At 74.4% G+C, this 14,066-nt stretch carries 2 protein-coding genes; both read right to left on the bottom strand.

What is annotated here, in order from left to right:
• Nucleotides 1-42 precede the first annotated feature (42 nt).
• Nucleotides 43-10,110, bottom strand: a complete 10,068-nt coding sequence (locus ACZ4UB_RS37835) for an amino acid adenylation domain-containing protein (RefSeq protein WP_468077568.1) — start codon at nt 10,108-10,110, stop codon at nt 43-45.
• The coding region (locus ACZ4UB_RS37830) for an amino acid adenylation domain-containing protein (protein ID WP_468077566.1) at nt 10,110-14,066 on the bottom strand (3,957 nt) is incomplete at its 5' end. The genes ACZ4UB_RS37835 and ACZ4UB_RS37830, both read right to left, overlap by 1 nt.

Below are 14,066 nucleotides of genomic sequence, written 5' to 3'. Positions count from 1 at the left end.
TCTGCGGGACAACAGGAATGAGGACTACGGTATTGAGCAGCCTTATCGGTCCTCTATTACGGCCATTTCCGGGCCGCATTCGAAGGTCCCCGCGATACGGGTGGCCACGTCGCGCAGTACGGTCGCGTCCAGCAGGTCGTCGTGCGCGCAGTCGTACGGGGTCGTCCTCAGCTCCCCGTCCACGTAGGGGGCCCAGTGGGCGGCCAGCTTCGCGCCCCCCTCCGCGCCGCCCGAGGTGAAGAGGGCGACCTCGCCCTTGTAGGCGGCGGGCCGGTGCGCGGTGACCACCATGATCGTGTTGATCATGACGTCGAAGAGCCGTTCGTCGGCCGCGCCGCCGAGCACGTCCTCGACCAACGTGAGTCCCCGCTCCCGCTGTTCGGCCTCGCTCCCGCGGTCGTCGGGATCACCGCCCGCGTCGTCGCTGACCCGGGCCAGCACGTCGGCGGCGGTGAGCAGCCGGTGTTCCTCCACCGGGCCCTGCTGGCCGGGGTCGCCCGGCCGCGCGTCCATGATGGCCAACAGGTCCACCTGCTCGCCCTGCTCCTGCAGGGCGGTGGCGATGGCGTGCGCGACGTTGCCGCCCGTCGAGTACCCGAGCAGGTGGTAGGGGCCCTGCGGTTGCACGGAGCGGATCTGCTCCACGGCGTCGAGCGCCCACTCGGCCAGCGAGTGCGGCAGCGGTCCCGGGCCGTCGAGTCCCCGCGCCTGCAGGCCGTACAGGCCCACGTCCTCGGGCAGTCCGCGCAGGAGTCCGGCGTAGCACCAGCTCAGCCCGAGGGAGGGCGGTGCGCAGAACAGGGAGGGGCGGCCCGCGGCGCGGCGCAGTACGACCAACGGGCCGGTGTCGTCGGGGGCGTCGAGCCGCGCGGCGAGCAGGGCCGGGGTGGGCGCCTCGAAGAGGGTCCGCACGTCCGTCACCACGTCGAGCGCCGCGCTGATCCGGGTGGCCAGGCGCATCGCGAGCAGCGAGTGGCCGCCGAGCTCGAAGAAGTTCGCCTCGACGCCGACCCGGGGCAGTTCGAGCGCCTCCGCGAAGAGGCCGCACAGGAGCTCCTCGCGCAGGCTGCGCGGGTCGCGCCCGGCCGTCGCCGCGGGCGCCTGCGGGATGGGCAGGGCCTTGCGGTCGAGCTTCTTGTTGGGGCTCAGCGGCAGTGCGTCCAGCACCATGACGACGCCGGGCACCATGTGGGCCGGGAGCGCCGTGGCGAGGCGCCCGCGCAGCTCGCCGGCGTCCAGGGTCTCCCCCGGGGCGGCGACCGCGTAGCCGACGAGCCGTTCGCCGTGGACGGCGGCCGCGGCGTGGGTGACACCGGGCTGCTCGGCCAGCGCGGACTCGATCTCGCCCAGCTCGATCCGCAGGCCGCGGAGCTTGACCTGGGTGTCGGCCCGGCCGACGAAGACCAGTTGGCCGTCGCGTTCCCACCGGACGAGGTCGCCGGTGCGGTACATCCGGGCGCCCGGTACGAAGGGGTTCGCGACGAACCGCTGGGCGGTCAGGCCGGGACGGTCGAGGTAGCCGCGGGCCAGGCCGGGGCCCGTGCTGTACAGCTCGCCGGGCACACCGGGCGGGACGGGGCGCAGGTGGTGGTCGAGCACGTACACACCGGCGTTGGCGATGGGCCGGCCGATCGGGGCGGGCTGGCGTCCGGGAGCGTCGTGCACCCAGGAGGCCACGTCCACGGTGGCCTCGGTCGGGCCGTAGGCGTTGACGAGCCCGCGCCCCTGGGACCAGTACGCGATCACGTCCGCCGGGGGCACGTCGCCGCCCGTGACGATCATCCGCAGGGCGGGCAGCTCGATCCGCGGCAGGCCGGCGAGCACGGCCGGGGTGAGGTGCGCGTGGGTGATCCGCCGGTCGGCGAGGAAGGCGCCGAGCTCGTCGCCGGCCAGCGGGCCCGGGGGGATCACCAGGCAGGAGCCGCTGAGCAGGGCCAGGCACAGTTCGGAGACGCTCGCGTCGAAGCTCGGGGAGATGAGCTGCGCGACGCGGTTGTCCGGTCCGGCCCCGTAGCGCTCGGCCTGGTTGGCGACCAGGCCGGCGATGCCGCGGTGGGTCACCACGACGCCCTTGGGACGGCCCGTGGAACCGGAGGTGTAGATGACGTAGGCGGCGTCGTCGAGGTGGCGGGCGACGACCGGCTCGGTGTCCGGGAGCCCCTGCGGGACCGGGAAGGAGGCGGCCGACAGCTCGCAGACCGGGCGGGCGTCGTCGAGCATGAACGCGATCCGCTCGGCCGGGTAGTCCGGGTCGACCGGCAGGTAGGCGGCCCCCGTCTTCAGCGTCGCGAGCACGGCGACCACCAGGTCGGCCGAGCGGGACAGCCGCAGGGCGACGATCTCCCCCGGCCCCGCGCCGCGCTCGCGCAGCAGGTGCGCGAGCCGGTTGGCCCGCCGGTCGAGTGCGGCGTAGTCGAGCGTCTCGGCTCCGTCCTGGACCGCCGGGTGGTCCGGAGTGCGGGCCGCCTGGCGTGCGAACAGCTCCGGCCAGGTGAGCGCGGGCACCTCGCGGGCGGTGTCGTTCCACTCCTCGACGACCCGGTGGGCCAGCTCCGGGCCGAGGACGTCGAGCCGCTCCAGCGGCTCGTCGGGCGCGGCCACGGCCTCGGCCAGCAGCTGGACGAAGGAGTCGGCGAGGCCCCGGACGGTCTCCGGGTCGAAGAGGTCGGTGGCGTAGCGCAGGATGCCGTTCAGCCCCGTGCTCTCGTCCTCCTCCAGGACGAAGGCCAGGTCCACCTTGGCGGACTCCGCATCGACCTGCTCCCCGCGGACCACCAGGCCCGGGAGTTCCGGTTCCGAGATGTCGAGGTTCTGCAGGGTGAGCATCACCTGGAAGAGCGGGTGGTGCGACAGGGAGCGGGCCGGGTTGAGGACCTCGACCAGCCGCTCGAAGGGCACGTCCTGGTGGGCGAAGGCGGCCAGGTCGGTCTCGCGCACCCGGTCGACGAGTGCGTTCAGCGAGGGGCTGCCGGAGACGTCGGTGCGCAGCACGACCGTGTTGACGAAGAAGCCGACCAGCTCGCGGGCGGCCTCCTCCTCGCGTCCGGCGACCGCGCAGCCGAGCGGGACGTCCGTGCCGCAGCCGTACCGGGCGAGCAGGGCCGCGACCGCGGCCTGGAGCACCATGAACACGCTGGCGTGCCGGCGGCGGGCCAGGTCCGCGACGGCGCGGTACAGCTCGGGCCCGATCACCAGCGGCTCCGTGCCGCCGCGGTGGCTGAGGGCGGCGGGCCGGGGACGGTCGAGGGGCAGGTCCAGCAGGTCGGGCGCGCCCGCGAGGGTGTCGCGCCAGAAGGCGGTCTGGCTCGCCAGGACGCTGTCCGGGTCGCTCTCCTCGCCGAGGACCTCCTGCTGCCACAGGGCGTGGTCGGCGTACTGCACCGGCAGCGGCGTCCACTCGGGAGCGCGGCCGGCGCGCCGGGCGCCGTAGGCGGTGCCCAGGTCGCGCAGCAGCGGTCCCATCGACCAACCGTCGCTGACGATGTGGTGGACGAGCACGAGCAGCACGTGCTCGTCGGGCGCCTGGGTGAACAGCCAACTGCGGATGGGCAGTTCGCGGTCGAGTACGAAGGCGTGCGCGGCGGCGGCGGTGACGTCGCCGCCGGTCACCTCCTCCAGGACCGGCTCGTCGGTCACGATCCGCTGGTACGGCACCCCGTCCTCGTCGCCGAAGACGGTGCGCAGGCTCTCGTGCCGCCCCACCACGTCGACGAGGGCGGCCCGCAGCGCGTCCCGGTCGACCTCGCCGGTGAGCCGCAGCGCGAGCGGCACGTTGTAGGTGGGCGACGGCCCCTCGAAGCGGTACAGGAACCACAGACGGCGCTGGGCGGCCGACAGGGGCACCCGCTCGGGCCGCGGGCGCGGGGCGAGCGCGGGCCGGCGCGGCCGGTCGGCCGGTCCCGACGCGGCGATCCGCGCGGCGAACCCGGCGACGGTGGGCGCCTCGAAGAGGGTGCGGATGCCGACCTCGACGCCGAGTTCGTCCCGCACGCGGGCGACGACCCGGGCGGCGAGCAGCGAGTGCCCGCCGAGGTCGAAGAAGACGTCGTCGACGCCGACGGTCGCCACGCCCAGGCTCTCGGCGAAGATCGCGCACAGGGCTTCCTCACGGGCGTCCCGGGGACCCCGGGCCCCCACGACCGCCTCCTCGGGCGCGGGCAGCGCGTCCCGGTCCAACTTTCCGTTGCCGGTGGCGGGCAGCCGGTCCAGTGCCACGTAGGCGGACGGCGTCATGTACTCGGGCAGCCGCTCGGCGGCGTACGCCCGGACGGCGTCCAGGTCGAGCCCGGCGGGCGTCACGTACGCCACCAGGCGCTTGTCCCCCGGCCGGTCCTCGCGCACCACGGCGGCGGCGTGCGTCACCTCCGGGTGGCCGCCGACGGCCGACTCGACCTCGCCCAGCTCGATCCGGAAGCCGCGCAGCTTCACCTGGTGGTCGACGCGGGCGACGAACTCCAGCTGGCCGTGCCGGTTCCACCGGCCCAGGTCGCCGGAGCGGTACATCCGCGAACCCGCGGGGCCGTAGGGGTCGGCCACGAACTTGGTCGCGCTGAGACCGGGCCGGTTGAGGTACCCGCGGGTGACCAGGTCACCCGCGATGTACAGCTCGCCGGTCACGCCGACGGGCAGCGGGCGCAGCTTCGCGTCGAGCGCGTACATCCGGGTGTTCCACACCGGTCGGCCGATGGTGATGACACCGCTGGGGACGGCGTCGCCGGGGGCGATGCGGTATTCGGTGCAGCCCACGGTCGTCTCCGTCGGCCCGTATTCGTTGACGACGGTGACGCCGGGGTGGCGCCGGCGCCACTCGTCGAGCAGCTCGCCCATCAACGATTCGCCGCCGAGGACCAGTTGTTCGGTCGGGGAGAAGGCGTCCGGCAGGTTCAGCAGCAACGACAGGTGGCTCGGGGTGGCCTTGACGAAGGCGGGCCGGGTACCCGGGGCGTCGCCCTTCAGGTCGACGAGGTCCACCGCGCCGCCCGCGGTCAAGGGGGCGAAGACGCCGGTGACGGTGAGGTCGAAGGAGATCGGCGAGTGCACGAGCGCGCCGCGCTCGACGGAGTCGTAGGCGCCGCGCGCCCACGCCAGGTACGCGTTGAGCGAGCGGTGCTCCACCACCACGCCCTTGGGCCTGCCGGTGGAACCGGAGGTGAAGATGACGTAGGCGGCGGCGCCGTCCGGTACGAACTCCGCGAGCGGCGCGTCGGCGCCGTTCCCCTGCGCGTGGTCCTCGTCCAGGTGCAGGCGCGGGCGCGTGCCGGGCAGTGCGGTCGTCGAGGTGGTCAGCACCAGCACCGGATCGACGTCGCCCAGGACGAAGGCGAGCCGCTCGGCCGGGTGGTCGGGATCCAGCGGCAGGTAGGCGGCCCCGGCCCGGAAGACGGCGAGCACCGCGACCACCAGGTCGACGGACTTCGGCAGGGCGATCGCCACGAACGTCTCGGGGCCCGCGCCCCGCGCGACCAGGGTCCGGGCGAGCCGCTCGACCCGGTCGGCCAGTTCGGCGTAGCTGACCCGGTCCTCCCCGCAGACCACGGCCAGGGCCGCGGGGGTGCGGGCCGCCTGCGCGGCGAACAGCTCGGGCACGGTCGTGCGGGGCACGTCGTGGCCGGGGTCGTTCCAGCCGACCAGCACGTCGTGGCGCTCCCGCTCGGACAGCACCGGCAGGTCGCCGACCGGCAGGTTCGGGTCGGCCGCGGCCGCGGTGAGCAGCCGGACCAGGCGGTCCGCCATGGCCCGTACGGTCTCGGCGTCGAACAGGTCGGTGGCGTACTGGATCGCGCCGCGCAGGCCGTCGGGACGGCCGTCCTCGGTGTGCTCCTCGGAGAGGAAGAAGGACAGGTCGAGCTTGGCGCTGTCGCCGCCGACCTGTTCCCGCTCGACCTCCAGGCCGGCCATGTCGAAGTCGCCGCCCGCGGTGTTCGCGAAGGTCAACATCACCTGGAAGAGCGGGTGGTGGGCGAGCGAGCGGGCCGGGTTGATGACCTCGACCAGCCGCTCGAAGGGCACGTCCTGGTGGGAGTAGGCGGCCAGGTCGGCCGTGCGGACGCGGCGCAGCAGCTCCGCGAAGGTCGGATCGCCCGAGACGTCGGTGCGCAGCACCAGCGTGTTGACGAAGAACCCGACGAGGTCGTCGAGCGCCTCGTCGGTGCGACCCGCGATCGCCGTCCCCAGGGGGATGTCCGGCCCGGCGCCCATGCGGGTCAGCAGGGCCGCGATACCGGCCTGGACCACCATGAACAGGCTCGCCTGGTGGTCGCGGGCCAGTGCCGCGAGCGCCGTGTGGGCCTCGGCCGGCACGGAGAGCTCCACGACACCGCCGCCGGTCCCGGCCACCCCGGGACGCGGGCGGTCGGTGGGCAGTTCGAGGAGTTCGGGGGCCCCGGCCAGCGCGGTCCTCCAGTAGTCGAGCTGGCGGGCGATGAGGCTGTCCGGGTCCTCCTCGCCGCCGAGCAGCTCCTGCTGCCACAGCGCGAAGTCGGCGTACTGCACGCGCAGTTCGGCCCATCCCGGCTCCTCGCCGGCGCAGCGGGCCGCGTAGGCGGTCGCGAGGTCGGCGGCGAGCGGCGCGGCGGACCAGCCGTCACCGGCGATGTGGTGCAGGAGCAGCAGCAGCGTGTGCTCCTCGGGGCCGGACGTGAAGAGCGTGACGCGCAGCGGGGCCTCGCGCTCCAGGTGGAAGGCGTGGTCGACCGCTTCGTCGAGGGCCCGCGGGGAGAAGGGCTCGGTCCTCAGCTCGACCTCGGCGGGCAGGACCCGCTGGTAGGGCGTGCCCGCGAAGTCGGGGAAGACGGTCCGCAGGGCCTCGTGCCGCTCGACCACGTCGGTGAGCGCGGCGTGCAGCGCGGCGCGGTCCAGGCGCCCGGTCAGGCGCAGCGCGATCGGCAGGTTGTAGGTGGCGCCGGGGCCCTCCAGACGGTCCAGGAACCACAGGCGTCGCTGCGCGTAGGACAGCGGCGGGTGCTCCGGGCGGGGTCGGACGAGGACCGGCGGGCGCGCGGCGGCCGCCGTGTCGAGGCGGGCCGCCGTCGCGGCCGGGGTCGGCGCCTCGAACAGCGCGCGGATGGGCAGTTCGACGGCGAAGGTCGACCGGATGCGGCTGACCAGCCGGGTGGCGAGCAGCGAGTGCCCGCCGAGGGCGAAGAAGTCGTCGTCGACGCCGACCCGGTCCAGGCCGAGGACCTCGGCGAACAGGCCGCAGAGGATCTCCTGCTGCGGAGTGGTCGCGGCCCGCCCCGCGGGGGCGGCCGTGAATTCGGGTGCGGGCAGGGCGGCGGTGTCGAGCTTGCCGCTGGGGGTCAGCGGCAGGGCGTCGAGGAGGACGACCGCGCCGGGGACGAGCACCTCGGGCAGCCGTGCGGCCAGGTGCTCGCGGACCGCGCGGGCCAGGTCGGCGGCCGGGGCGTCGGCGGCCGGGCCGGAGGGGGCGGGGCCGGAGGGGGCGGGCACGACGTAGGCGACGAGGCGCTCGTCGACCACGGTCACGACGGCCTGGCCCACCTCGGGCAGTTCGGCCGCCGTGGCGCGGATCTCGTCCAGCTCGATGCGGACGCCGCGCACCTTGACCTGGCGGTCGGCCCGGCCCTCGAACTGGATCGAGCCGTCGGGATTCCACCGGCCGAGGTCGCCGGAGCGGTACATCCGCGAGCCCGCCGGGCCGAAGGGGTCGGCGACGAAGCGCTCGGCGCTGAGGCCCGGCCGGTTGAAGTAGCCGTGCGCGAGCTGGACGCCCGCGAGGTACAGCTCTCCCACGACGCCGGGCGGGACCGGGCGCAGCGCCCGGTCGAGCACGTGGACGCGGGTGTTCCACACGGGGAAGCCGATCGGCGCGTTGCCGGGGCCTATCTCCTGCCCGCCGTGCCACGCGGTGACGTCGACGGTGGCCTCGGTCGGGCCGTACAGGTGGTGCAGGGGGATGCCGAGCAGGTCGCGGAAGGTCCGGTGCAGGTCGGCGGGGAGCGCCTCGCCCCCGCAGAACACGCGGCGCAGGCTGGTGCAGTCGCCGACCCGCGGCGTCTGTACGAAGGCCGCGAGCATGGCGGGGATGAAGTGCACGGTCGTCACGCGTTCGGCGCGGATCAGCTCGGCGAGGTACTCGGGGTCGCGGTGCCCGTCCGGCTTGGCCATCACCATCGTGGCGCCTTGCAGCAGCGGCCAGAAGAACTCCCACACGGACACGTCGAAGCTGGTCGCGGTCTTCTGCAGCACCCGGTCGTCGGCGGCCAGGCGGTAGGCGCGCTGCATGCCGTCGAGCCGGTTGACGGCCGCGACGTGCGGGATGACGACGCCCTTGGGGCGGCCCGTCGAGCCCGAGGTGTACATGACGTACGCCGGGTCGGCCGGGTGCAGCGGACGGAGCCGGTCCGCGTCGGTGAGCGGGGTGTCCGCCGGCGCCCCGGCGTCCGCCGCCGCCTCCGCCTCCGCCTCGGCCAGCAGGGCGGCGTCCAGCACGCAGATGGGGGCTGCGTCGTCGAGCATGTAGGCGATCCGCTCGGCCGGGTAGCCGACGTCCACGGGCAGGTACGCCGCGCCCGTCTTGACGATCGCGAGCAGCCCGACGAGGAGGTCCACCGAGCGGGGCAGGACGAGGGCCACCAGCCGGCCCGGGCCCGCGCCCCGGCCGACGAGGTGGCGAGCCAGTCGGTTGGCCCGGGCGTGCAGGTCGCCGTAGGTGACCTCCGCGCCCTCCATGACGAGCGCGACCCGGTCGGGGGTGCGGGCGGCCTGGGCGTCGAGCAGCTCGGGCAGGACGGCGGGCGGCAGGTCCAGGTCCGTGGCGTTCCAGGTCTCCAGGACCTGCGCGCGCTCGGCGGGCAGGGTCACCTCGATGCGCCCGACGAGGCGGTCGGGATCGGCGGCGACGGTGTCCAGGACCTGGAGGAACCGGGCGGCGATGGCCTCGCCCGTCGCCCGGTCGAACGAGCCGGGACGGACGTCGAGCCGCAGGACGAGCCGGTCGCCCAGGACCCCGGTGACGAGGCTGAGCGGGTAGTGGGTCGCACCGCCGCCGTCGATGTCGGTGACCTTGAGCTTCCCGGCGGCGGCTTCCTCGGATTCCTCGGACTCCTCGAACGGGTAGTTCTCGAAGACGAGGATCGAGTCGAAGAGCTCTCCCGCGCCCGCCGCCCGCTTGATCTCGGCGAGGCTGACGTGGTGGTGGTCGAGCAGGTCGCCCTGCTGCCGCTGGAGGGCGCCGACGGCCTCGGCGAAGGGCACGGCGGGGTCGAGCCCCACGCGCACCGGGAGCGTGTTGATGAAGAGGCCGATCATCCCCTCGACGCCGGGCAGGTCGGCCGGGCGGCCGGAGACCGTGGCGCCGAAGACGACGTCGCCGCGGCCCGTGAGCTGCCCGAGCACCATCGCCCAGGCGCCCTGCACCAGGCTGTTCACGGTCAGGCCGCGTTCGGCGGCCAGCCGGACCAGCCGCGCGGTGGCCCCGGGCGACAGCTCGGCGCTGATCCGCTCGGGCAGTACGGTGCCCGCGGGGGCGCCGGGGGCCACCAGGGTCGGCCCGTCGAGGCCGGCCAGGGCCGACCCCCATGCCGTGGCCCCGGCGGCCGCGTCCTGGCGACCGATCCAGCCCAGGTAGTCCCGGTAGGGGGTGACCCGGGGCAGCGCCTCGGCGCTGCCCCCGGCCTCGTAGACCGCGAAGAGCTCACCGACCAGGAGGGGCGCGGACCAGCCGTCGAGCAGGATGTGGTGGTTGGTCACCACGAGCCGGTGCTCGTCCGGCCCGAGGTGGACCAGGTGGAACCGGATCAGCGGCGGGCGGGCGAGGTCGAACCGGGTGGCCCGCTCGGCCGTCAGGAACGCGTCCAGTTCCCCGGCCGCGAGGGTCGACTCGGACCAGCCGGGCGCCACCTCCCGCGGGATGATCTGCATCGGGCGGCCGTTCGCCCGCATCCGGAAACCGGCCCTGAGGTTGGCGTGCCGCTGGAGGACGGCTCCGGCGCTGCGGCGCAGCAGGGCCGCGTCGACGTCACCGGAGAGCTCCAGCACGAGCTGGGTGTTGTAGACGTCCACCGCCTCGTCGTCGTAGAGGGAGTGGAAGAGCAGTCCCTCCTGCAACGGCGTCAACGGCAGTACGTCTTCGAGGCGCGAGCGCTTCATTACCAGTCCCCCAGTTCAGCCTCAAGGCTGTCGATCTCACTCTGTGTCAAGTCGTCACTCAGGTCGGAAGGCGTCAGCCCGACCGTGTCCGGCCGCTCGTCCGCGAGCGCGGTGAGCGCGTCGAACCACGCTCGTGCCAGCGCCCGTACGTCGGACTCGGCGAGCGCTCCGGTCGCCCAGGCCCAGGTGGCGACCAGGTGCGGGCGGCCCCCGCGGTGTTCGGTCACCGCGGTGATCTCCACCGCGTGCGTCATCGCCATCCGGGGCGAGCGCGGCGCGGGCATCGGCCCGTCGACGGTCTGCCAGTCGGCGCCGGTGTCCTCGCCGTCCCCGAACCGGCCCAGGTAGTTGAAGCCGATCTGCGGTGCGACGGCCAGCTCGGGCGCGCCGCCCGAGTGGCGCAGGATGCCGTAGCCGACGCCGTTGTCCGGGAAGGCCCGCAACTGCTCCTTGACCTGCTTGAGCCGGTCGGTCGGCGTGTGGCCCCGCGGGTGGAGGGCGACCGGGTAGAGGCTGGTGAACCAGCCGACCGTCCGGGAGGTGTCCACCCCGTCGGCGACGTGTTCGCGGCCGTGGCCCTCCAGGTCGACGAGGACCGGTCCGGCGCCACGCACGTCCTCGACCGCCGTCGCCAGTCCGTAGAGCAGCACGTCGGTGACGTTGCCGTTGACGCTCGTCGGGATCCTGGTGAGCAGCGCCTCGGTGACGTCCGCCGCCAGGGTCAGCTCGAACTCCTCGGCCGTGGCGGCCGTGTCGAGCGCCGGGTCGAGCCGCCGCGTGCCGAGCAGCGGGTCCGGGGTGGCGGCGATCTCCTGCCACACCGGGAGCTCGGCCCGCCGGTCGGCGGCCGCCAGGTGGCCCGCCCAGGTGCGGTACGAGGTGAGCACCGGGTCGAGTGCGGGGGTCCGCCCCGCCGCGGCCGCCTCGTAGGCGGCGGCGAGGTCGGGCAGCAGGATCTGCCAGGACACCGCGTCCACGACCAGGTGGTGCAAGGTGATCAGCAGCGTGCCCGGTGCGTCGGGTCCGGCGTCGAACCAGACGAACCGCGAGACCTCACCGGCCGTCGGGGACAGCTCCCGTCGGGCCGCCTCGGCCGCTTCGCCGTCGCCCGGGCCCGTCCGCCGGATCGAGACCGGCACGGAGCCGCGCTCGCGCACTTCGTACGTGCCGTCCTCGTGGCGGCGCAGGCGCAGGACGTCGTGGTGGTCGACCAGCGCCCGGGCGGCTTCGGCCAGGGCCCGCTCGTCCAGCCCCGCGGGGACCCGTACGGTCATCGACTGGTTGAACCCGTCGGTGGCCTCGTAGCCCTCCAGCCAGCGCATGATCGGGGTGGGCTCGAAGGTGCCCGTACCCGCGTCCCGGTCCTCGACCGTGGTGGCGACCGCGGTCGCCACCTGCGCCAGGAGCGCGGGAGTGCGCTCCCGGAAGACGTCCCGGGTCGTCAGCAGGAGTCCGCCGGAGCGGGCCCGGCTGACCACCTGGATCGACATGATGCTGTCGCCGCCGAGGTCGAAGAAGCTGTCGTCGGCGCCGACGGCGGGCAGGTCGAGGACGTCGGCGAAGATCCGGCAGAGCAGTTCCTCGCGCGGGCCGGCCGGCGGACGCCCACCGCTGGTGGTGGTCCACAGGGGCGCGGGGAGCGCGGCCCGGTCGACCTTGCCGTTGGGCAGCAGCGGGATCTCGTCCAGCGCCACCAGGGCGGCCGGGACCATGTAGTCCGGGAGCCCGCCGGCGACCCGGGCGCGCGCCGCGACCGGATCCGCGTCGCCGACGTAGTAGGCCACCAGGCGCCGGTCGCCCGGGCGGTCCTCGCGGACCACCGCGGTCGCCCGCGCCACGCCGTCCACGGCGTTCAGTGCGGACTCGACCTCGCCCAGTTCGATGCGGAAGCCGCGCAGCTTGACCTGCGTGTCCGCCCGTCCCAGGTAGGTGAGTTCGCCCTCGGCGTCCCAGCGCGCCAGGTCGCCGGTGCGGTACATCCGCGAGCCGGCGGGGCCGTACGGGTCCGCGAGGAACCGCTCGCCCGTCAGTCCGGGGCGGCCCAGGTAGCCGCGGGCCAGGCCCTCGCCCGCGACGTAGAGCTCACCCGTGACACCGGGGGCCACCGGACGCAGCGCGGCGTCCAGGACGTAGACCCTCGCCCCCGCGATCGGACGTCCGATCGGCGGCGCGACCTCGCCCGACAGCGGGGCGCTCATCGTCGCGCACACGGTCGTCTCGGTCGGGCCGTAGGCGTTGATCATCCGGCGTCCGACCGACCAGCGCGCCACCAGCTCCGGGGCGCAGGCCTCGCCCGCCACGACGAGCGTCGTACCGGCGGGCAGCGCGTCGTCCGCGAGGACGGCAAGCGCCGTCGGCGGCAGGGTCACGTGGGTGACCGACCGCTGCGCGCAGAGCGCGGCCAGGTCGGGACCCGGCATCAGCCGCTCGGCCGGGGCGACCACCAGGGTCGCCCCCGACAGCAGGCCCATCACGATCTCCCAGGCCGCCGCGTCGAAGCTGAGCGCGGCGAACTGGAGGACCCGGCTGCCCGGGCCCACGCCGAAGGCGTCCCGCTGGGCCCGCGCCAGGGAGGCGAGGCCGCTGTGGGGCACCACCACTCCCTTGGGGCGGCCCGTCGAGCCCGACGTGTAGATCACGTAGGCCGGGTGGTCCGGGCGGATGTCCGCCAGTGCGAGCGCAGGCCGCGCCGGCGCGTCCTGGCCGATCCCGTCGACGAGCACCACCGGGACGGCGCTCTCGCCGAGCCCGGGGAGCGTCGCGCCGTCGGTCACGAGCAGGAGGGGTCGGGAGTCGGAGAGCATGTACGCGACGCGGTCGGCCGGGTAGTCCGGGTCGACCGGCACGTACGCGCCACCCGCCCGCAGCACCGCCAGCAGCGACACCACCAGGTCCACCGACCGCGGCAGCGCCACCGCGACCACCGACTCGGGACCCACCCCGCACGAGGCCAGGTGCCCCGCGAAGGCGTCCACCCGCGCCGCCAACTCGCCGTACGTCAGCTCCACGTCCTCGAAGACCAACGCGACCGCCGACGGATCCTCCGCCACCCGCGCCTCGAACAGCTCCGGGAACGAAGCCCGCTCCTCCAGCACACCCGCGTGGGCCGCCCACTCCTCCAACACCCGACCGCGCTCACCGGCCGAGAGCACCTCGACCTGCGAGATACGCCCGTCCACATCGGCGACCAGCCCCTCCAGCACCCGGACGAACCGCTCGCCCAGCGCCTCCGCGCTCACCCCGTCGAACAGGTCAGAGGCGTACTGGACCTCTCCGAAGAGTCCGTCGGGGGTCTCCTCCAGGTGGAAGGTGAGGTCGAACTTGGCCACGTTCAGGTCGACGCCCTCGAAGCCGACGTCGAGGCCGGGGAGGCCGAAGTTCGCCTCGCTGTTGTTGTCGAGGACCACCATCACCTGGAAGAGCGGGTGATGGGCCAACGACCGCTGCGGGCTGACCACTTCCACCAGCCGCTCGAAGGGGACGTCCTGGTGCGCGTAGGCCGCCAGGTCCGTCTCCCGCACCCGGGCCAGCAGTTCGCGCACCGAGGGGTCACCGGACACGTCCGTGCGCAGCACGAGCGTGTTGACGAAGAAGCCCACCAGTGCGTCCAGGGCCTGGTCCGAGCGGCCCGCGACCACCGTGCCCAGGGGCACGTCCGTGCCGGCGCCCACCCGGGAGAGCAGGACCGCGACGGCGGCCTGGACCACCATGAAGGGGGTCACCCCGCACTCGCGGGCCACCTGCGACAGGCGTTCCTGGAGGGCGGCGTCGGTGCTGAACCGGGCCACTCCACCGCGGTAGGACGGGGTCTGCGGGCGCGGCCGGTCGAGGGGGAGCTCGATCAGTTCCGGTACGCCGTGCAGCGCGGTGCGCCAGTAGTCGATCTGGCGGCCGGCCGGGCTCGACGGATCGCTCTCGTCACCCAACACCTCCGCCTGCCACAACGCGTAATCCGC

The sequence above is a fragment of the Streptomyces sp. NPDC028419 genome (assembly GCF_055565515.1).
Note: the sequence above shows the minus strand (reverse complement) of the source record. Positions and strands in the feature narration are given on the sequence as shown.

What these genes read in the sequence shown, in the direction of transcription:
- ACZ4UB_RS37835 (WP_468077568.1), bottom strand. Translation starts at nt 10,110, where the DNA reads ATGAAGCGCTCGCGCCTCGAAGACGTACTGCCGTTGACGCCGTTGCAG.